We start from the raw sequence: 22,121 nt of genomic DNA, 5'->3' as shown, positions 1-22,121 counted from the left end.
GACAAATAAATACCAAAAGGCGTGTTCGAAAGTTCACGCCTTTTTTGATCTTGCTTCGCTTGATATAACTTATACTACTCCGCTATTGGTAAGCCTTGCACAGCTATGGTATTTATTAGTGATGTAAAAGCAGTGACAAATAGCGCTGTGAATAGTTGCTAGCCATGAACGGCTGGCGTAGTAGCTAAGGATATAGAATGACTGGACAAGCAGTATCAACAACAGTGAATGAGCTACAGGCCATAAGTCATACAGGGAAAGTAATTTTAGTCGGTTCGGGTCCAGGCGACCCCGATTTATTAACCGTTAAAGCATTACGTTTATTGCAACAAGCCGAAGTTGTAGTACATGACCGTTTAGTGTCCGATGAAATTATCGCCTTGATTCACCCACAAGCAGAACGTTTTTTTGTTGGAAAAAAGGCGGGAAACCATTGTGTACCACAAAGCGGCATTAACCAATTATTGGTGGAACTTGCACTGCAGGGTAAGCAGGTGATCCGCCTTAAAGGCGGCGATCCGTTTATTTTTGGCCGTGGTGGTGAAGAGCTTGAAGCCTTATTACCTTTTAACATACCTTTTGAAGTTGTGCCGGGTATTACCGCTGCTTCTGGATGTGCTGCATACGCAGGGATCCCGTTGACTCATCGTGATTATACCCAAGGTGTACAATTTATTACTGGGCATTTAAAAGATGATTCGAATCAGTTGAATTGGCCGCTATTGGGTAAGGCTACGCATACATTGGTGTTCTACATGGGGTTAACACAGAGTGGTGGTATTGCACATAACCTGATTAAACACGGAATGAGTGCAGACATGCCTGTGGCTATTGTGGAAAGAGGCACCAGTCAACAGCAGCGTACATTGCAAGGATCGTTAAAAGATCTGAGTGATCTTGCCGCGCAAGCTGAAAGCCCTTCGCTGATTATCATTGGTCTGGTTACCCAGTTAGCCGCTAAGCTTGATTGGTTTAGCGCCACACTCGCAACGGCTGAATAGCATCGTTCAAACTACAATAAACAGGGTTATATGAAGATCATATAACCCTGATCGTTTTAGCTTAACGTCTGGTATCCACGGATAAATAAACGCACAGAACTTTGTAAGTAGTGCTTAATTTCCTGTTCAGATAATGATTCCTCAATATTAAACTCTAACCGTGTCCATTGCTCACCTTTTATTAATGACAATAATTGGATTGCCGCTTGGCGGCAATCGTTTATATCCAGCTCTCCACGGCGGTGATATTCAGCTAAGCAATTAGCTAGCTTGTCGATAACAAAAAGTGGACCAGCCTCAAAGAATAAACGTGATAAATGTGGATGAGCAAGGCACTCCGCGGCACAAACTCGGTGCACAGCCATTGAGTCAACCGACGTTATCATAGCAAAGAAACGCTGTGCAAATAATGTTAAAACAGATTCAACGGGTCCTAGATTTTCTGGTAGTAGTTCTGCTATTCCTGCCAATTCGCACTTATAGGTGATGGCGGTAATAAATAATTCATCTTTATTACCGAAATGGCTATAGACAGTCTGTTTTGATACACCTGCTAATTTCGCTATGTGATCCATACTCGTAGCGGCGTAGCCATGTTGGGTAAATTGTATTGTTGCCGCATCAAGTATTTGATTTCGCTTTAATTCACTTTTTGCTCTGGGTTTATTCATCTATCTACACCGCTAATAATTGAGTACACATTATCGCATTAAATGTTGTGCTAGCGTTAATTAATATTAAAGTGGACTGTACCGTCCAGTCTACATTTGATATTATCCAGACTGGACTCTGGAGTCCACTTTGTGTGAGCTCTGAAATAAAGCGTTGAGTTGAGTTGAACGTAAATAAAGGATAATGATTATGTCTAAAAAGAATCACCTCTCTGTGTTGTATGTAAAACGAGCACAGTGGTTAAGTATATTGCTAATTATGCTTGCATTGCAAGCTTGTAGTGATGTCGTTGCGAATGAAACGCAGGTTGCGTCGCAGTATTTACAAGCAAGCAGTGGGCACTTAACCAAACAAACGAGTTACCAAGTCGAGAATAAGTTTGTTGGTAAGGTGATTGCTAAGCAAGATGCTAATTTAGGTTTTGAATTCGCAGGCATTATCAAGACGCTACATGTGATTGAAGGTCAGCAGGTTGTTAAAGGTCAATTGCTGGCAGAGCTAGACATACAGTTACTATTAATTGAACGTACTAAGCTCGAAGCACAATTGCAGCAAGCGCAAGCGGAATTTGATCTGATTGAAGCAAATCTAAAGCGGTTAAGTTCGCTCATTTCACGTGGATTTACTTCTGAGCAAAATATTGATGAGTTATCGTCGCAAAAGCGAGTTATTGCCGCGAAGATCCGCAGTACGTTATCTGCATTGGATGCAAGCCAGTATCATATTGATAAGTCTAAACTGTTAGCGCCATTTGATGGTATTGTTAGCAGCCGCCAAATTGCCGAAGGCGAAGTGGTTGCTGCTGGTACTACGGCATTTAGATTATTACAAACAGGTGCGTCCGAGGTCACGATTGGTGTGCCAGCAAGTTTTATTCCTCAGCTGCAAGGCAAGAATCATCAAGTCGAAATTGCTGGTGTTAATTACGCCGTTCGTTTACTCAGCATGGGTAACGAAGTGGATAAGGTGACCCGAACGATAAGTTTGCGCTTCACATTGGTTGATAACAGTCCTGTTTATAATGGCCAATTAGCTTATTTGTCTTTGTCGCAGGAATACCAACAACCGGGTTACTGGATCCCATTAAGTGCCATTACTGATGGCGTGCGCGGTATGTGGAATATTTATACCTTAGAGCACGACAGACTACAGAAGGATCTTGAGGATCATTCGGCAGATGAAGTTTTTCAGTTAAAAAGCACTACAGTCACAATATTACATGCCACTGAAACAGCTGCATATGTACAAGGTGATCTACAGAGTAATCAGGCGTATGTGAATACCGGTATTCATCGTTTCGTGCCGGGGCAAAAAGTAAGGGTTAATCATCAGCAAGCGTTTGCAAATAAAGCGTCATATTCTGCAACTACGGAGAATGAAATATGATTAAGGCGTTTACTGAAAATAATCGTCTGATAGCACTGCTGATTACTTTATTAATTGTCGCTGGATTAGGCTCATTATCAACACTGCCACGTACGGAAGATCCTAGGATCACGAACCGTAATGCCAGTGTGTTGACTATACTGCCTGGCGCGAGTGCTGAGCGTGTTGAAGCTATGGTAACTGAAAAAATTGAACAGAAGTTACGTAAACTTGCTGATATTAAGCATATTACGTCGACATCTCGAGCGGGAATTTCAATTGTACAGTTAGAATTACACGATACTAACTATGATCCTGTACCAGTGTGGTCTCGAGTTAGAGATCTGCTTAATGACGTAACAAGTGAGTTACCGCCAGCAGCAATTGCACCACGTTTAGAAGACGATAGGGGCTATGCCTATACGCAATTAATTGCAGTTAAATGGCAAGGAAATAGCGCTGTTGATTTGACTACATTAGGTCGTTACGGTAAAGAATTACAGAGTCAGTTAAAGGTGATTTCGGGGACTGATATTGTCAGTTTGTTTGGTCGTGGTGAAGAGCAAATATTGGTAGAAATAGATAAGCATTTAGCGGCTAATTTGTCGTTATCGACACAAGCTATTTCGAATATTATTTTAGCTGCTGATGCTAAGGTATCTGCGGGTTACATCATCAATGACTATAATCAAATGCAGATTGAAGTGGCTGGATCGTTCGACTCTGTCGATCGGATCCGTCACATTCCTCTGCTAAATGACAGTAAAGGCGGTGTGGTTCGTTTAGGTGATATTGCCAACGTTAGTAAAAAATTACAATGGCCAGCTCAAGAGGTTGCATTGGTTGATGGTCAATATGCCGTCGTTGTATCGACTCGTATGTTACCTAACTTACGAATTGATAAGTGGAGTGAAAAAGTTGATGAGGTCGTGGCTGGATTTACTCAAAGACTGCCAACTTCATTAACTACTGAAGTACTTTTTGATCAATCCACATATACAGAAGATAGGCTGCAAGACCTGGTGAGTAATATCCTCATTGGTTTTTCGATCATTGCAGTGGTGCTGTTAGTGACTTTAGGCTGGCGCGCGGCATTAATCGTTACTTTATCTCTCCCTTTAACTGTATTGTTTACTTTGACCGTGATGAATTATTACGGATTACCTATTCATCAAATGTCTGTTACTGGCTTAGTTGTTGCTTTGGGCATTATGGTTGATAACGCGATTGTAATGGCTGATACCATCCAAAAACGTCGTCAACAGGGGTTGGCTGCCAGCGTTGCGGTGCAAGGTGCGATTAAGCATTTATGGTTACCTTTACTCGGCTCTACACTAACGACTATATTGGCTTTTATGCCAATTGTGATGATGCCTGGTCCTAGCGGTGAGTTTGTCGGTGGCATTGCGCTGAGTGTGATCTTTGCCTTAATCGGCTCGTATATCGTTTCACATACTATCGTTGCTGGTTTATCTGGTCGTTTTATTGCTAGCAATGGGAAAAATGGCGAGAGACGAAGTTCTACTTGGTATAATGATGGTATTGAGTTAAATGGTTTAGCAAAGGCTTTTCGCAAGTCATTAGTCTTGGTACTCGCGAGGCCTAAACTTAGTATTGCTTTGGTATTTATCTTACCTTTGAGTGGTTTTATGTTGGCTAAACAGTTGGATGAACAGTTTTTTCCAGCGTCGGATCGTGACATGTTCCATATTGAATTATTCATGCCTGTGCAAACCAGTATTGTTGCCACCGAGGCCATGACGAGAACGATCAGTGATTTGTTAGCGCAACAGCAAGGTATCAGTAAGGTTCGCTGGTTTATTGGTAATAATGCCCCGTCTTTTTACTATAACTTGATGCCGAATAAAGATGGTGCGCAGTATTATGCCCAAGCTATGATTACTGGTGATAGTTTCCAACGTGTTAATGAGCTGATCCCTGAATTACAAATTTTGCTTGATGATGCGATCCCTGAAGCACAAATATTAGTGCGTAAATTAGAGCAAGGCCCTCCGTTTAAAGCCCCTATCGAATTACGCTTGTTTGGCCCTAATTTAGATACCTTGAAAGCCCTAGGGGATGAAGCAAGGCGGATCTTAATTGGTACCAAAAATGTGATCCACACGCGTGCAACAATCCAACCAGGGTTACCAAAAGTATGGTTAAAGATTAACGAAGATGTCAGTCAGTTAGCTGGTTTAACATTGACAGATGTAGCAATACAATTACAGTCGACATTACATGGTACAGTAAATGGCTCTATTATCGAAGCTACGGAGTCTATTCCAGTTCGCGTACGTATTGCTAATGATCAGCGCAGTAGTTTGTCTGAGCTTGCTAACATTAGTCTTAGTTCTCCACAATCACACAGCAGCATTCCACTGGTTGCACTTACGGAGCTGGCGTTAGAACCGAGCCGTGGTGCTATTCCACATCGAGATGGTGTTCGGGTTAATACCGTCGAAGGTTACTTAGTCGCGGGTACGCTACCGTCGACTGTGCTTAGTGATTTTTCGGCGCGTCTAGCGAGCGAAGACTTTGTATTACCACCTGGTTATAGCATGGAGTTTGGTGGCGAGTCAGCTAAACGTAATGAGGCTGTGGGTAAACTTTTAGCGAGTGTTGGCGTTATCATGATGTTACTTATTATTATTGTGGTACTGTCATTTAACTCGTTCCGTTTGGGTGGTGTGATTGTATTATCCGCTATTCAATCGGTGGGACTGGGCTTACTCAGTGTGTACGTATTTAATTACCCGTTTGGTTTCACTGTTATTATTGGTTTACTTGGCTTGATGGGATTAGCGATTAATGCCGCAATTGTAATTTTGGCTGAATTAAAATCAGATCCGAAAGCGGTCGCTGGCGATACCGATGCCATTATTAATGCTATCACCAGCTGTACTCGCCATATTACTTCAACGACGATCACTACGGTGGGGGGATTCTTACCATTAATCTTAGCGGGTGGTGGTTTCTGGCCTCCGTTTGCCATTGCCATCGCGGGTGGGACGGTATTAACGACTTTATTATCGTTTTATTTTGTACCTGCGATTTTCGTATTAATGAGTCGTAAAAGGCCCTTTGAGGTAACGGCTGTCGCAGCTTAGTCGTAACTATAGAAAAGATAACTATCCACGTTAGTTGAGACATAAAAATCCCCGTTACTGTTGTTGCTGTAATGGGGATTTTTATTTAAGCGGTTTATTCAGGCCATTAATTAAACTGCTGTAGCGAAACGTTGCGCTGTGTATTTTGGATTCATCAAGTTTTCGATAGAGAAGATTTCATCTAACTCAGCTTCTGACAATAAGCCGCGCTCTAATACTACTTCACGTACACTCTTACCTGTTTCAGCACAGATTCGACCGATAGTATCGCCTTCATGATGACCAATGAATGGGTTTAAGTAAGTGATGATACCAATTGAATTGAGGACGAAGTCTTGGCATACCTTACGGTTAGCGGTAATGCCTTTGACACATTTATCTTGTAGTGAGAAACAGGCATTTTCTAATAATGTCAGTGATTCAAATAGGCATTGACCAATCACAGGTTCCATGACGTTTAATTGTAATTGACCGGCTTCTGCAGCCATAGTGATGGTTATGTCGTTACCACACACTTTAAATGCTACTTGGTTAACCACTTCAGGGATCACTGGGTTTACTTTTGCTGGCATGATTGAAGAACCAGCTTGCATTTCGGGTAGGTTAATTTCATTTAAACCAGTACGTGGACCAGAAGACAGTAAACGTAGGTCGTTACAAATCTTCGATAATTTCACTGCGAAACGTTTTAATGCACTTGATAACATCACATAAGCGCCACAGTCTGATGTTGCTTCTACTAAATCTTCTGCTGGCACAAATGGGTGACCGGTAATTTCAGCTAATTTTGCAATAGCTAACTCTGAATAACCTACTGGTGTATTTAAACCAGTACCAATTGCAGTTGCGCCTAGGTTAATTTCGAGCAGTAATTCTTGGCAACGTTTAATGCTTTTTATTTCTTCTCTGAGGGTAATGCCAAAAGCACGGAACTCTTGACCTAATGTCATCGGTACCGCGTCTTGTAATTGGGTACGACCCATTTTTAATACGTCATTAAACTCTTCGGCTTTCGTTAGGAATGTTTCGCTTAATGAAGTTAGTGCGGCTAATACAGCATTACTACGTTCAAACAAAGCAACACGGAAGCCAGTAGGATAGGCATCGTTGGTACTTTGACTTTTATTGACGTGATCATTTGGGTTAATGTGGCTGTAAGCGCCTTTAGCATGTCCCATTTGCTCTAGCGCAATATTAGCTAATACTTCGTTGGTATTCATGTTTACAGATGTACCTGCGCCACCTTGGAATGCATCAATCGGGAATTGAGCGTAAAATTTATCAGTCGCCAGCAAAGTGTCACAAGCATTTACGATCGCGTCACTAATGTGTGGTGGGATAGTGCCTAAAATACCATTGGCTAATGCTGCTGCTTTCTTAGTTTTTACCATGCCACGTACAAATTCAGGACAGTCACCGATCTTCTCACTACTGATATGGAAGTTTTCCATCGCTCTTAATGTGTGAATACCGTAATAAGCTTTCGCTGGTATTTTTTTAACACCTAATAAGTCAGTTTCTAAACGGGTTTCTTGAGTAAAATCGGTTGCTAATACAGTCATGAGTACACTCTGCTATGTGATAAAACGTAGGAAGGAAAACAAAATTAATGCGTGGATAATACGTTGTATTATTGTTAATAAAGTGGGCTTAGATCACCTTTTTCAACAAAGTTTTAAGAATGCTAAATATATTTTATTTTGGCCTAAGAAACAGCAAGTTTGTTGGATTATTAGTGAATATTAGTGCTGTAAATTTAGTGTTTATGGTTTGATTCATTAACACGGGGAAATTGGTGAACATGTATGCTGTTTAGCTGATTTCTATTGTCTTATTCACAACATTACTTTAGCTGAAATTCATTCTCTAACTTATCGCCTAATTCATTACGCAGCTCGATGCGTAATTGCTGGGCGTAATATAAAGCTAATAAACCGATTAAAACATTGGCGCTAGCGATACCAAAGAAAATCCCTTTTTCACCATAATAAAAACCACCAAGACTCGATAGGCTAATGATTAGCAGAGAGCGCAGCACGCTAAGACTCAGTGCTGGCATAGGTCGATTTAAGCCGTTTAAACTAGACGCGACCGCCATCATAATACCCTGCATAGTAAAAGTCGCAGGAATAATATAAAGGTATAAAGATAAGTGGCTGATCACCGCTACATCATCACTGAATAACGTCGCTATATAAGGGGCAGCTAAGGCAATGATTAGATAAATGCTTAATTGTGAAATTAGCGAGTAACGGATCGCCAGTTTGATCGCGGTTAAGCAACGCTGTGGATTCTTCGCTGACGAGTTTTGAGCGATGAAAGGCGCGAGCATCGAGCTTACCGCGATCATGCCGATTAATAAAATCGCTTCCAGCCGCGTTCCTGCCCCATAAGCAGCCACCGCTGTGGTGCTAAACGCCGCTAATTGCCACATCACAAAGGCATTGTTCACTGGACTTAACATATTGGTCAAAGAGGCTGGCAACCCTATCGCCGCAATCTTACGCCAATTTTTTAACATCTTGGCTAGGTTTGGTTTGGTTAATAGCAATAACTGTTCACGATAACGCAATAAGTAAATCGCCACTGCAAAGGTAATTAACCAGGATAAACCAGACGCAATAGCAGCGCCTTTTACACCGAGTTCAGGAAAAGGACCTATGCCAAAAATAAGTAATGGGTCGAGTATGCCATTCATAAAACCAGCAATGATCATGACTCTGCTTGGGGTTTTTGTATCACCAGTGGCGCGAATAGCGGCATTGCCAACCATAGGGATAACGAGGAAGGGGATCGCGACATACCAATAGAACATATAATCTTGAATGTAGACCATTAAAGTATCTGTCGCACCCAGCAACCGAAATAATGGTTCTATGCTGTTAATACCAATAACAGCGACGGTTAATACAGTAGTAAGTGCTAACAATAGTCCGTCAGAGGTTAATCGTGCCGCATCTTGGTGCAGACCTTGACCTAATAAACGCGCTAAGCAAGCAGATAAACCCGTGCCTAAGCCCATGGCTAATGCGGAAACAAAAAAAGTGACTGGGAAGGTAAAACTAATCGCGGCTAAGGCTTGTGTACCCAGCAAGCTAACAAAGTAAGTGTCCACTAAGCTAAAGCCAAGTACAGCTAATAAACCATAGGCCATAGGTACTGCCATTTTTGTCATTACCTGAGAGACGGGTGCCGAGAGAAGGCCGTGTTTATCTTTCAATACTGATTACCTAAAATGTTTGCTAACGTGATGGCTAAAAAGTCACTGAGAAGGTTTATGGACTAAATTTAGTTCGGGCTATATTACGCGTTTCTTCGTCAACAAAAAGTTTTGTTTTATACTTTTACCTGACATTTACATTTATATTTATAGAAACAACCTAAAAACGCTATGTAAGGCGTGAATTTATTAACTATTTTTCGCTTTTCCCTTGAGTTGGAAAGCAGTTGCCCCGATATATTACTCCATAGTCATGGTGTCGGTAAATAATCGGCCATTGATATTCGCAACATGTATTCTTTAGGAGATCTTTAAATGACAATTCGTCCACTACACGATCGCGTGATCGTTCGTCGCCAAGAACAAGAAACTAAATCAGCAGGCGGTATCGTACTTACTGGTGCATCTGCGACATTATCGACACGCGGTGAAGTTATTGCTGTTGGTAACGGCCGTTTATTAGATAGCGGTGAAGTACGCCCACTGGCTGTTAACGTTGGCGATACTGTTATTTTTAGTGAAGGCTATGGCGTTAAAACTGAAAAGCTAGAAGGCAAAGAAGTTTTAATCATGAGTGAAGCTGATATTTTAGCTATCGTTGAATAAATTTAAACATTTATTTTTGATAGACCTAATACCAAAAAATTAAAAGATTTTAAAAGGACAATTAAGATGGCTAAAGACGTAAAATTCGGCTTAGACGCACGCGATAAAATGCTTAACGGCGTAAACATTCTTGCGAATGCAGTTAGAGTAACATTGGGCCCTAAAGGTCGTAACGTAGTAATCGATAAAAGCTTCGGCGCACCATTAATCACTAAAGATGGTGTTACTGTTGCGAAAGAAATCGAGTTAGAAGACAAATTCGAAAATATGGGCGCACAAATGCTGAAAGAAGTTGCTTCTCAAGCAAATGAAGCGGCTGGTGACGGTACAACTACAGCAACAGTGCTTGCACAAGCAATCGTTAATGAAGGCCTAAAAGCCGTTGCTGCGGGCATGAACCCAATGGATCTGAAACGCGGTATTGACCAAGCGGTTAAAGCTGCAGTGACAGAACTAAAAGAACTGTCAGTACCTTGTTCAGATACGAAAGCAGTTGAACAAGTTGGTACTATCTCGGCAAACTCTGACGCAAGTGTAGGTAAAATCATTGCTGAAGCAATGGATCGTGTTGGTAAAGAAGGTGTTATTACGGTTGAAGACGGCCAAGCACTGGAAGACGAACTAGATGTTGTTGAAGGTATGCAGTTCGACCGTGGTTACCTATCACCTTACTTCGTAACAAACCAAGAAACGGGTAGCGTTGAATTAGAATCACCATTTATCTTATTAGTCGATAAGAAAGTATCTAACATTCGTGAACTACTACCTGTACTTGAAGGCGTAGCTAAAGCATCTAAACCATTATTAATCATTGCTGAAGACCTTGAAGGCGAAGCACTGGCTACATTAGTAGTGAACAACATGCGTGGTATTGTTAAAGTTGCAGCTGTTAAAGCACCTGGCTTTGGCGACCGTCGTAAAGCAATGTTACAAGATATTGCAATGCTAACTGCTGGTACTGTTATCTCTGAAGAGATCGGTATGGAGCTAGAAAAAGCGACTGTTGCAGAACTTGGCCAAGCAAAACGTATCATCATCACGAAAGATGAAACAACGATCATTGATGGTATCGGTGACGAAGCGACTATCCAAGGTCGTGTCGCTCAAATCCGTAAGCAAATCGAAGATTCGTCTTCAGATTACGATAAAGAGAAACTACAAGAGCGTGTTGCTAAACTTTCTGGCGGTGTTGCGGTAATTAAAGTTGGCGCAGCAACTGAAATCGAAATGAAAGAGAAAAAAGCCCGCGTTGATGATGCATTACATGCAACTCGCGCAGCGGTTGAAGAAGGCGTTGTAGCTGGTGGTGGTGTTGCACTTGTTCGCGCTGCTGCAGCAATCCAAGGTCTTGAAGGTGATAACCAAGATCAAACAGTCGGTATTAAAGTTGCACTAAGAGCAATGGAAGCACCATTACGTCAAATCGTGCAAAATGCTGGTGATGAAGCATCTGTTGTGGCAAACAACGTTCGTGAAGGCGAAGGTAGCTACGGTTACAACGCTGGTTCTGGTGAATATGGCGACATGATTGCGATGGGCATCTTAGATCCAACTAAAGTAACACGTTCAGCACTACAGTTTGCTGCATCTGTTGCGGGTCTTATGATCACGACTGAAGCAATGATCACTGACGTACCTGTTGATGCATCAGCTCCTTCTATGCCTGATATGGGCGGAATGGGTGGAATGGGCGGTATGATGTAATCGTAAGTTACGATTATATCTCTGTCTTTAGTGGTTAAACGCTAAGCCTCAGAAGAATAAAAAAGCCTTAATCGGATATGTTATATCGTGATTAAGGCTTTTTTTGTGACTATGATTCAGAAATATTACCTAGCTTAGTGGTATCCATCGGTCTATACATTGCTTGATACATTATTATTGGTATAGTGCAGTTCATTCAACGCACTTAATCTTAATCCCTGACCGTAAAGGAATATCATGACGTTTTCAAAACCGTTTACCGCACGCTTAACCTCTGTTTCTGTCGCGTTATTATTAGCGGGCTGTGCTCAAACATCACAACCTGACGATGTATTTAACCTGACAGTTGCCCATATCAATGATACCCATTCCAACTTCGATCCTGTGAAGTCGAGTTTTACTGCGAATGGCGACAGGGTTTATAACGAATTTGGTGGCCATCCTCGTTTAAAAACCATGTCTGATGAGTATAAGCAGGAAGCAGAGCAAAATGATGAAAGCTTTTTGTTCTTACATGGCGGTGATGCGTGGCAGGGCAGTGCGTATTTCAAGTTAAATGAAGGCGCGATGAATGCAGACATCTTAAGTATGTTTGGTATCGATGCAATGGCATTAGGTAATCATGAATTCGATCTTAACAATGCGAAACTTAATCAATTCATCAGTGACATTAATTTTCCGGTATTAGCAGCAAATGTCGATACTAGTGAGGATGCAGATTTAAAAGACCAAACCAATTTACGTCCTTTCATGGTGTATGCGTTTGATGGTAATAAAAAGACGGCGTTGACGGATTTAGATAACCTACCTACAGATAAAGACTTGGTGGCGGTATTTGGTTTAGCACTGGATAACATGGCTAATATTGCACCGAATACGGGTGATGTTAAATTCTTAAATATGGTGACTTCTGCACAAGCGACCGTTGATATGTTGAAAGCGAAAGGCGTGAACAATATTATCGCCTTAACGCACATTGGCAATGCGGTAGACGTCGATGTAGCAAGTAAAGTAAACGGCATTGACTTGATAGTGGGTGGTCACTCACATACGTTGTTAGGTGATTTCACTAACCTTGGGTTACACAATAACGGCACGTATGCGCAGATGGTGAAAAACCCAGATAATATGGGTCAAACCTGTGTGGTACAAGCGGGTGAATATGCACAAGCAATTGGTCGTTTACAAGTAAGTTTTAATCAACAAGGTGACATAGTTAACTGTAATGGCCATAACGTATTACTGAGCAATGATGAATTCTATTCACAGCCATCACGACAAGCGAGTGAAAAGTTTGATACAGCGGCGACGCAAGGTGTGGTTGAGTTTATTGATCAAGCAGACAACATCACGATCACCGCTGAAGAAGCGGCAATGCGTAAACGTATTGATGTGAACTACAAGCCAGCTGTTGATAACGCTTACGGTAAAACTATTGCTCAAGTACCAGTAGAATTAAAACATGAACGTCGTCCTGGCGATCGTGGCAGTGATAAACATGGTTCTGATGTAGCGCCTATTTTAGCTGAAGGCCAGTACTTCTGGGCAAATACAGCCGAAGTTCAAAAAGTAACAGGGATGAAAGTTGATTTTGCTTTAATCGGTGCTGGTGGTATTCGTACTAACATTGAAGCGGGTGAGTACCGTGCGGGCAACGTGTCGTTAGAAATGCTGCCATTTTCTAATTTTATGTCTGTAGTACCTGTGTCGGGTAAAGTGATTAAAACATTAATTAACGACACGGTCACTGCAACACTTGCTGCAGGTTCACACGCAGGTAAATTCCCTTATGGCGGTCACATCCGTTATAGCTACACAGAAACAGTCGCTAACAAAGCGGGTAAAGTTGATTTTGTGGAAGTGATGAGTGGTACAACTGATGCGCCATCATGGACTGCGATTGAAGATAGCAAAACTTATAATGTTGCGTTAAACAACTACAACGCGACGGGTAACGATGGTTGGACTCCGTTCTATGAAGCACAAAAGAACAGCTCTAAGCGTGTTGATTTAGCGTACGTTGATGGCAAGCTAACTGGTTTTAAAGTGAAGAATATTGCAAAGTTTGGTAAGAAATACAAAGTAAATTACCAAGGTGAAGCGCCAAACTGTAAAGCGGCGAACACTGTGTGTAATACCGATGCACAAGCGGTCATTGATTACATCAGTAGTGAACGTAATACATTAACGCCACTTAACTATGAAGTAGTGACGTTTAATCGCGCACAGTAGTGTACTAATAGCGACAGTTTAAGCAAACTGAATAGTCCTGCAAATTAATCGAATCCTCAGCCTTATTGACGAGACTGAGGATTTTTTATCTTCAATGGTGCAATTAAAGAGCATCGAGAGTTGGATAATCAGTGTAACCAAGTGTGTTACCACCAAACAGCGTCGCGCCGTCTAAGTCAGCGAGTTCATTGTTGTTTTTTAAACGTGAAACCAAGTCTGGATTTGACACGAATGGACGACCGAAGGCTACTAGGTCTGCGTAATCTTGGTTTAGTATTTCATCTGCACGTTCTTGCGTGTAGCTACCCGCGACAATGATGGTGTTAGTGAAAATTTGTCGCAACTCAATACGAAAGCTCTCAGGGATCACGGGTGCATCATCCCAATCCGCTTCTGATAAGTGCATGTAAGCGATATCACGCGCTTGTAATGCTTTTGATGCATTAAGGATTGTTGGAACGATATCTGGGCAGTCCATATCTTTAAATGTGATGAATGGCGCAAGGCGAACCCCCACCTTATCTGCACCGATTGCTTCAATTACAGCATCAACAACTTCAAGCAAGAAGCGGAGACGGTTCTCACGCGTGCCGCCATAGCGGTCTGCTCGCTTGTTTGAGTTTGTGCGAAGGAATTGGTCGATCAGATAGCCATTACCACCGTGGATCTCAACCCCATCAAAACCCGCTTCTACAGCACGTTTTGCAGCGTAAGCAAAATCGCTAATAACGCGATTTATGTCGGCTTGATTCATCGCTCGGGGTTGAATGCAATCAACCATGTTGCCGTTACCTTGGTCATCAGAAATCCAAACTTTAGTTTCAACTGGTGCTAGGGCTGAAGGTGCGATAGGTAGTTCACCTTTCTGAAATGTAGGGTGAGAAACGCGACCCACATGCCATAGTTGGCAAAACATAGCGGCACCTTGGTCGTGTGCAGCTTTAGTTATTGGTTGCCAGCCTTTTACTTGTTCGTCGGTGTAAACACCTGGAGTGAATGAGTAACCCTGAGAATCATCTGAAATTTGAGTCGCTTCAGAAATGATTAAACCAGCAGTTGCACGTTGCTTGTAGTATGTTGCCATCATTTCATTTGGTATGTTACCTGGTTGACTTGTGCGAGCGCGGGTCATTGGAGCCATGACCACTCGGTTTTGTAAATCCAAATTTTTTAAGTTTGTTTTCTGAAATAATTTACTCATCGGTGTTTCCATGATTTTTCCTTAGTAAGTCGAAATGACTATTAATGATTAAGGCGAGTTAAGTTGGAGGACAGCGGCTGCAGCGTAAAGGAACATGCCTGGACCCGTATTGCTTCCGTTAATGATTGTTATTATATTCCTTCGTTTAATTTTGATAATTGGATAAAATGTGAAATCATTATTCGGATAAACTGAATAATAGGGGGGGGGAAATGGATAAATTTTCTGATATGACCATGTTTGTGAGCATTGTTAAACACCATGGGCTTGCTGCAGCGGGTCGTGAGCTAGGTCTTTCTCCTGCGACAATGACTGCTAGACTTCAGGCTCTTGAAGAAAGGTATGGTGTGAAGCTGCTTAACCGAAGCACAAGGCATGTGTCGTTGACGGACTCTGGTGAGCTTTATCATAAAGCCTGTATTGAGATATTAGAGAATGTAAGTGAAGCCGAAAACCTTATCCTAAATGGTGTAAAAGAAGTGAAAGGTTCACTAAAAATCTCTGCGCCAAAGGACATAGGCAAGCAATACATTCTGCCTATATTGTCTGAGTTCTGTAAGCAATATCCAGATGTGGTGCCGTATCTATATCTGAAGGATGATGTTTCTAATATTGCAGAATCCGGTATCGATATTGTTATTCGGTATGGAGAGCTTGCAGACAGTAGTTTGATATCTCGACGACTATCATCCAGCCAACGAGTGCTATGCGCATCGCCAGAATACCTCGCAAAGCATGGCACGCCATTAACGCCACAGGATTTGGTTAATCATGATTGTCTCGCAATGATCCGCAGTCATGAGGAACTGAAAACATGGCACTTTCAAGATCAAGATAAAAAGAACGCGATCACAGTTATTCCTAAGCGATTCTCAGATGATGGTGAAGTTATTCGATATTGGGCATTAGAGGGGGCGGGGATAGCGCTTAAATCTATTCTAGATGTACAAGATGATATTCATCATTTACGCCTTGTTACCGTGCTTAATGGCTATATGACGAATTTTAATGCATCAACTTCAGTATCAAGCGCAGATTTAAATGTGGTGTATATTAGTAAGAAGTACCAACCGAAACGAATTAGACTATTTTTGGACTTTTTGTTTGATAGATTCAGCGGGATGACTAAAAAGCAGTAGGTACGGATCCTACTGCTATGCCATGTTGATTTAATGACAAATTATTGTTGTAAATTAACCATTACACGACCGCGCACTTTACCTGCCATTAGATCATGCGCTGTTGCTACAGCGTCATCTAAGCTGATCTCTGTGCCAATAGACGTAAAGTCACCGTCTGTTAATAAATCGGCTAAACGTGCCCATGCTTCTTCTCTGTCTGCAAGTGGACGCATAACACTGTCGATCCCCGCTAACGTAATACCACGTAAAATAAAGGGTGCTACGCTTGCAGGAAAATCCATGCCTTGTGCTAAGCCACAGGCTGTCACCACACCACCGTATTTAAGACCTGCACATACATTGGTAAGTGTATGACTACCAACAGAGTCAATCGCAGCTGCCCAACGCTCTTTAACCATTGGACGGCCTGGTTCTGACAGTGTATTACGATCGATGATCTCAGCTGCGCCTAATGCCTTTAGGTAATCGGCTTCTTCTGGACGACCGGTCGATGCAATAACGCGATAACCCAGTTTTGCTAATAAGGTAATAGCAAAGCTACCAACACCACCATTTGCGCCTGTTACTAAAACATCGCCTTGTTCGGGCGTAATACCGTGACGCTCTAATGCAATAACAGATAACATGGCTGTATAACCTGCTGTTCCGATCGCCATTGCTTGCTTTGCAGATAGTCCTGCAGGCAGTTTGATTAACCAATCACTCTTGAGACGAGCTTTTTCGGCAAGGCCACCCCAATGTTTTTCGCCCACACCGAAACCATTCAGTAATACTTGATCGCCAGCTTGGAATTTATCGCTATCGCTTTGGGTGACAGTACCGACTAAATCGATACCCGGTACCATAGGGAAGCTACGTACGACAGGACCTTTACCTGTGATTGCTAAACCGTCTTTAAAGTTAAGTGTGCTGTAAGCCACATCAATACTCACATCACCTTCAGGCAGTTTTGATTCATCAATTGATTGTACTGACGCTGTATATTGATCGTTATTTTTTTCGATTAAGATACCTTTAAACATGGTCCACTCCTAATATAGACTGATCGTCTATTTAAATATAAAAAATTTTTATAACATTGAAATTGTATTGGAAATTAATGCCTTGATCGTTATTTTAGAATAAAGGCACATATGATTATTCTAGCTGGTGGCAATACTGGTAATAAACGTCGCGATATATAAATCCAACGGTTGCACTGACTGTACGAGTCGCGCACGCATCACTGCGCCTTCCCAGCCAATCCAAAAGTACTCAGCTTGCTGTACGCAATTGATGTTCTGCTTGATGTCGCCTTGTTGCTGGGCAGTTTCTAAACACGCTTGCATCTTGGTTTGCCAAACAGCAAAAATGTCTTGCAGCACTAAGCGATAGCTTTGCGGTAAAATAGCCACTTCTTGGCCTAAATTACCAACCAAACAACCACGTTTAAACTCAAATTTAACAATGCCTTGTTTGGCTTCATCTGCGAATTTAACAATGCGTTGTAACGGTGCGATTGATTCATCAAGCAGGCATTTATCAAGTTTTGCAGCGAAGTAGCTGGCGTAGTTATCAATGACCGCCTGACCAAAATCTTCTTTACTTTTAAAGTAATAATAAAAAGATCCTTTTGGTACACCGACTTTTTTTAAGATGCCATCGATCCCTGCTGCTGCAAAGCCACTTTCCGTTAATACTTCGACGCCACTGCGAATTAGCAGGGCACGGGTATCACTGTTTTCACGAGTTACTTTGGGTGGCCGACCTCGACGAGGTTTGGGCTTATTACTTGTCATATTTTCCATAACTTCATTATAGACCGACCGTCTATTTAATTGCAATGCGTAGATATAAAAAAGATCCTTAAATAGGATCTTTATTGATTTTGATCAGAAAACAAAAAAGACAGCCGAAGCTGTCTTTTTAATGCAAAGTTGAATTAAGCTTGAATTAGAAGCTGTAGTTCATTTGTGCTGAGTAGATGTAAGCATCGCCACTTGATCTGAAGGCTGCGTTAGAGCCTGCAAGCGGTACTTCTTCTTTAAATGTGATGTCTTTACCTGAGACGAAGGCTGCTGCAAGGTCAAATGATAGTGCTTGTGATGCTTTATATGTAACACCTGCTGTATACCATTGACGATCTGTATCAGGAATACTTAGTGTTGCTTCACCTGCTTGTTCATCGTAAGCATAACCTGCACGCAATGTAACAACTTCTGAAAGGTAGTATTCACCACCTACTGCGTAGCGACTAGAGTTATTAAAATCTTCTTTTTTCTCTAGACAAACACCAGCGCCTGCTGTTGATGTACAGTCTGTTGGATTGTCACTTTTCGCAATAATATCACCAAAATCAGACCATGTTGTATACATCCAGCTATAGGATACTGCAAATTTATCCGTTAACTTGTGGTAACCAGATACCTCTAAGATAGAAGGAAGGTTAATATCCAAGTTACCATCAACTGTTTTTTGTGGAGATAAAGGTGAGGCTGGGTTATTAGCTGATGCCATCCCCGTAAATTCACCTTTTAATTCAGTTTTAACTTTTGATTTATAGCTAATACCGAGACGGTTATTTTCATTCACTTCATATAAAGCACCTAGGTTCCAGCCATAGCCATAACCATCACCTTCCATTTTTGCAATGTTGGCATCTTTTGGAAGAGTAAAACCATTAGCGCCCGCATGTCTTTGTAATTCTGCAGTTGCATATACAACACTAACACCAGCACCTAAGCTAAGTTGTTCGTTTACACGGTATGATACATTTGGGTTAAAGTTTACAGACATTATGCTGGTATTACCTGCAGCGGATCCTGCTGCGTAGTTAGTATCATATTCAGTACCTGTACCGTAATTTGAATAGATAGCTAAACCAGCTGCAAACTTATCGTTAATAGGTTGAATATAATACATTGCAGGTACAACTTGTGCAGGTGCAACATCATTAGCATCAAGATCTGATGCCGATCCAATTGGATTACTGACACCTTTAACATCAACATCTGGTGATACATAAGAAGCCACAACAGATAGTTGTGCTTTATCAAAAGTTGCCATCAACGCTGGGTTACGTGCAAGTGATGCTGCGTCGTCGCCGATTGCTGCTTCACCAGCGAATGCGCGGCCTAGGCCAGACGCTGAATGTTCACTAACCTGGAAACCAGCAGCCTGAACTTGGCTTGCTGCAAGTAATGCTGTAACTGCTAGAGCAACTTTATTAATTCTCATGTAAACCACCATATAAAATTTGAATTTATGAATGCGATATGTCTGTTCAAAAAAAATGAACTTTTTAAATACCCTTAAAACGTGTACTGAAATCTAATTCTTTCGTATTAGATCGTAAAGGTATTTTATCAATCTTTATGACAGCTTGTTGGTTTATCTAATACCTTTTCAACTTAACAATAATTTAACTTTACGTTACTTTACGTTACATTTCGTGGTTAAGTTGTTGTTATTAATGGTTAAGTATGGAGTTGTTAGTCATTTTCAAGTCATGAAAAAAAACACATCTGATCTGTTTGCAAATATTGAAATTATTACTATGTAATACTCCATGTCGTAGAGCTAAGACTCTATAAAATAGCGGTTTTTTTGGTCGTTATAACAAAAAAGTATATATTTAGAGGTATTTATATTGTTTATTATTGATCTTTTTAACTCTATATTTTATTTATGGCATCTTTATTTGAAGATATCACTTGTTCTAGATAGGATTTTTAGCTTTTATTTGGCTGGTTCTATTGAGGTTAGTCTTTATGCTAGAGGTGGGGGGGTCAAGTCGAGGATAATTTTACTTTGTTTTACAGCGCTAAAAAGCGGCTGATGCCGCTTTTGGTTTTAGAGGATGTGATGTAGCTACTCTCCAATATTACTTGGTGTGCTTTTCTTCTCTTTTAATTGCTCAGAGAATTGACCAAGTACATTATGCATTTGCTGTAATTTACCTAGGAATGCAGCGATAGCTACGTCAAACCCTTCTTCATCTGTTTTTGGTAACGCTTGCTGATCTTCAACTAATTCTTCCATATAAGGTAAGAATCGGTTTGAATTCGCTTTGAAGCCACTGTCTGAAGCAAAGATAGCGCTAAACTTTCCCATTTTTCGTTTGCTTAATAACGTTAAAAATTCATCTGCCTCGATAGCTGGGTGGTAAAAGCTTTTTAGCTGTGCAGTTAGCTGTTCATGAAGTTCTTGATTTGTCATAGCGCCGGTATTCTTATCGATAAAAGGGTCGGTATTATATACCTAAGTCACTTAAAGATGCTATATCAGAGACTCGCTTGAATATAGGCATCTTAACTCGATTGGGGGTTATATTTTTCTGTTGATGAAATTAGGTTATGCTAGTTAATTGATATTCTAAATATGATCTAGCTCAATTTAGCTAGATTTAGAACTGAAAATCATGCTTTAATACTCGGCCAACGGAATGATTTAGCAAGAGTCACATCTGCTTAGTTGTATCAGTTAACTGCTGTGCTGACAGTTGTTAACTGATACATTTATGAGGACGTAATAAGATGAAAAAAATTCTTGTGATCGGAGGCGGTGCTGGTGGTCTTGAGCTTGCTACGCAACTGGGTCGTAAATTGGGTAAAAAAGGGAAAGCGAGCATTACGCTGGTGGACCGTAACAAAACCCATTTATGGAAACCGCTATTACATGAAGTGGCGACTGGTTCACTTGATACCGGTATTGATGCGCTTAGTTATGCTGCACATGCGAAGAACCAAGGTTTTGATTTTCAATTAGGTAATTTTTCAGGTTTAGACCGTGACACGAAAACAGTCACAATTGCACCTTTATATAATGATAGTGATGAATTACTGATTGCTGAGCGTACCTTGCAATACGATTACTTAGTATTAGCTATTGGTAGTATGTGTAATGACTTTAATACTAAAGGTGTTAAAGAGAACTGTATTTTCTTAGACAGTCCTGATCAAGCACATCGTTTTCACAAAGCATTATTAAATCAATTTTTATTACATGGCGCAAGCAAAGCTAAAGATGCAAAAGTAAATATTGCAATTGTGGGTGCTGGTGCGACTGGTGTTGAACTTTCTGCTGAGTTACACAATACCGCATCGCAATTATCGGCTTATGGTTTTACTAATGTAAATCAAGAATCGTTAAATGTAACCTTAGTTGAAGCGGGTAAGAGTATTTTACCTGCATTACCGTCACGTATTTCTGCTGCAGCACATCATGAGCTAACTAAAATTGGTGTTGATGTACGTACCGAAACGATGGTGACGGAAGCGAATAGTGAAGGCTTGGTAACGAAAGATGGTGACACTATTCCTGCATCATTGATGGTATGGGCTGCAGGTATTAAAGCGCCTGATTTTATGAAAGACATTGCTGGGCTAGAAACGAATCGTATTAATCAGATCGTGGTTAAAGATAGTTTACAAGCAAGCCGTGATGACAGTATTTTTGTTATTGGTGATTTAGCCTCTTGTGCACAAGCCGATGGTTCATTTGTACCGCCGCGTGCCCAAGCCGCACATCAAATGGCAACGATTGCGTTTAAAAATATCATGGTGTTAATACAGGGTGGATCAACGTTAAAACCTTTCGTTTATCATGATCATGGTTCATTGGTATCGTTAAGTAGCTTTAGTACTGTGGGTAGCTTAATGGGAAACCTGACTAAAGGTAGCATGATGGTCGAAGGTCGTATTGCGAGAATGGTGTATATTTCGTTGTACCGCATGCATCAAATTGCGTTGCACGGTTATGTTAAAACCGGACTGATGATGTTGGTTGGTAGTTTGAACCGGGTATTACGTCCAACGTTGAAACTGCATTAATCGCGACTAGACTAAGGTTTAGAGAGTTAAAAGGAATGGCCTAGTGGTCATTCCTTTT

Annotated in this window: 16 protein-coding genes; 8 read left to right on the top strand and 8 right to left on the bottom strand. The window is 41.2% G+C overall.

The annotated features are described in order from the left end of the window. Positions 1 to 197: 197 nt before the first annotated feature. Positions 198 to 1,001: a uroporphyrinogen-III C-methyltransferase gene (cobA, locus tag HWV03_RS20380; RefSeq protein WP_211677699.1), complete on the top strand. Its 804-nt coding sequence runs from the start codon at positions 198 to 200 to the stop codon at positions 999 to 1,001. A 56-nt stretch (positions 1,002 to 1,057) separates the two neighbouring features. Here the strand turns inward: cobA and HWV03_RS20375 are convergent, their stop codons facing one another. Then, on the bottom strand, positions 1,058 to 1,672 hold the full coding sequence (locus HWV03_RS20375) for a TetR/AcrR family transcriptional regulator (protein WP_211673238.1): 615 nt from the start codon (positions 1,670 to 1,672) through the stop codon (positions 1,058 to 1,060). A gap of 190 nt (positions 1,673 to 1,862) precedes the next feature. On the opposite strand from HWV03_RS20375, the gene HWV03_RS20370 reads away from it, so the two are divergent. Next, on the top strand, positions 1,863 to 3,059 hold the full coding sequence (locus HWV03_RS20370) for an efflux RND transporter periplasmic adaptor subunit (protein ID WP_211677698.1): 1,197 nt from the start codon (positions 1,863 to 1,865) through the stop codon (positions 3,057 to 3,059). Then, positions 3,056 to 6,148, top strand: a complete 3,093-nt coding sequence (locus tag HWV03_RS20365) for an efflux RND transporter permease subunit (protein ID WP_211677697.1) — start codon at positions 3,056 to 3,058, stop codon at positions 6,146 to 6,148. The genes HWV03_RS20370 and HWV03_RS20365 overlap by 4 nt, the downstream gene beginning before the upstream one ends. A gap of 110 nt (positions 6,149 to 6,258) precedes the next feature. On the opposite strand, the gene aspA is transcribed toward HWV03_RS20365, so the two are convergent. Continuing rightward, positions 6,259 to 7,710 (bottom strand): aspartate ammonia-lyase, encoded by a 1,452-nt coding sequence (gene aspA, locus HWV03_RS20360; protein WP_211677696.1) that lies wholly within the window; start codon positions 7,708 to 7,710, stop codon positions 6,259 to 6,261. 281 nt (positions 7,711 to 7,991) lie between these two features. After that, positions 7,992 to 9,368 carry an MATE family efflux transporter gene (locus HWV03_RS20355; protein WP_255546959.1) on the bottom strand — a complete coding sequence of 459 codons (1,377 nt, stop codon included), beginning with the start codon at positions 9,366 to 9,368 and terminating at the stop codon, positions 7,992 to 7,994. Between the two features lie 315 nt (positions 9,369 to 9,683). Here HWV03_RS20355 and HWV03_RS20350 point away from each other — a divergent pair, with 315 nt between their 5' ends. The 3 genes from HWV03_RS20350 to HWV03_RS20340 all read left to right on the top strand — a co-directional run bounded on the left by HWV03_RS20350 (position 9,684) and on the right by HWV03_RS20340 (position 13,910). Beyond that, positions 9,684 to 9,974: a co-chaperone GroES gene (locus tag HWV03_RS20350; protein ID WP_045108838.1), complete on the top strand. Its 291-nt coding sequence runs from the start codon at positions 9,684 to 9,686 to the stop codon at positions 9,972 to 9,974. A gap of 66 nt (positions 9,975 to 10,040) precedes the next feature. Beyond that, positions 10,041 to 11,678 carry a chaperonin GroEL gene (gene groL / locus HWV03_RS20345; protein WP_211677695.1) on the top strand — a complete coding sequence of 546 codons (1,638 nt, stop codon included), beginning with the start codon at positions 10,041 to 10,043 and terminating at the stop codon, positions 11,676 to 11,678. A 237-nt stretch (positions 11,679 to 11,915) separates the two neighbouring features. After that, on the top strand, positions 11,916 to 13,910 hold the full coding sequence (locus HWV03_RS20340; RefSeq protein WP_211677694.1) for a bifunctional metallophosphatase/5'-nucleotidase: 1,995 nt from the start codon (positions 11,916 to 11,918) through the stop codon (positions 13,908 to 13,910). A 103-nt stretch (positions 13,911 to 14,013) separates the two neighbouring features. On the opposite strand, the gene HWV03_RS20335 is transcribed toward HWV03_RS20340, so the two are convergent. Then, a complete protein-coding gene (locus HWV03_RS20335) occupies positions 14,014 to 15,111 on the bottom strand; it encodes an alkene reductase (protein ID WP_211677693.1) in 1,098 nt (365 codons plus the stop codon). A 212-nt stretch (positions 15,112 to 15,323) separates the two neighbouring features. Between HWV03_RS20335 and HWV03_RS20330 the strand changes: the two genes are divergently transcribed. Next, complete coding sequence (locus HWV03_RS20330; protein ID WP_211677692.1) at positions 15,324 to 16,250, top strand: LysR family transcriptional regulator; 927 nt, start codon at positions 15,324 to 15,326, stop codon at positions 16,248 to 16,250. A 41-nt stretch (positions 16,251 to 16,291) separates the two neighbouring features. On the opposite strand, the gene acuI is transcribed toward HWV03_RS20330, so the two are convergent. The 4 genes from acuI to HWV03_RS20310 form a co-directional block, all read right to left on the bottom strand. Continuing rightward, a complete protein-coding gene (acuI, locus tag HWV03_RS20325) occupies positions 16,292 to 17,275 on the bottom strand; it encodes an acrylyl-CoA reductase (NADPH) (protein ID WP_211677691.1) in 984 nt (327 codons plus the stop codon). A 120-nt stretch (positions 17,276 to 17,395) separates the two neighbouring features. After that, positions 17,396 to 18,031, bottom strand: coding sequence for an acrylate utilization transcriptional regulator AcuR (gene acuR, locus HWV03_RS20320; protein WP_211677690.1), 636 nt, complete (start codon positions 18,029 to 18,031; stop codon positions 17,396 to 17,398). Between the two features lie 154 nt (positions 18,032 to 18,185). Beyond that, the gene (locus HWV03_RS20315) at positions 18,186 to 19,469 is read right to left on the bottom strand and encodes an OmpP1/FadL family transporter (RefSeq protein WP_211677689.1); all 1,284 of its coding nucleotides are present in this window, start codon (positions 19,467 to 19,469) and stop codon (positions 18,186 to 18,188) included. Positions 19,470 to 20,102: 633 nt separating this feature from the next. Then, positions 20,103 to 20,450, bottom strand: a complete 348-nt coding sequence (locus tag HWV03_RS20310) for a hypothetical protein (RefSeq protein ID WP_211677688.1) — start codon at positions 20,448 to 20,450, stop codon at positions 20,103 to 20,105. 317 nt (positions 20,451 to 20,767) lie between these two features. Here HWV03_RS20310 and HWV03_RS20305 point away from each other — a divergent pair, with 317 nt between their 5' ends. Further along, positions 20,768 to 22,063, top strand: coding sequence for an NAD(P)/FAD-dependent oxidoreductase (locus tag HWV03_RS20305; RefSeq protein WP_211677687.1), 1,296 nt, complete (start codon positions 20,768 to 20,770; stop codon positions 22,061 to 22,063). Positions 22,064 to 22,121: the final 58 nt, after the last annotated feature.

This window comes from Moritella sp. 36 (assembly GCF_018219415.1).
Taxonomy (GTDB): Bacteria; Pseudomonadota; Gammaproteobacteria; order Enterobacterales; family Moritellaceae; genus Moritella.
The sequence above is the reverse complement of the archived record's forward strand: the minus strand, read 5'-3'. Positions and strand labels throughout refer to the sequence as shown.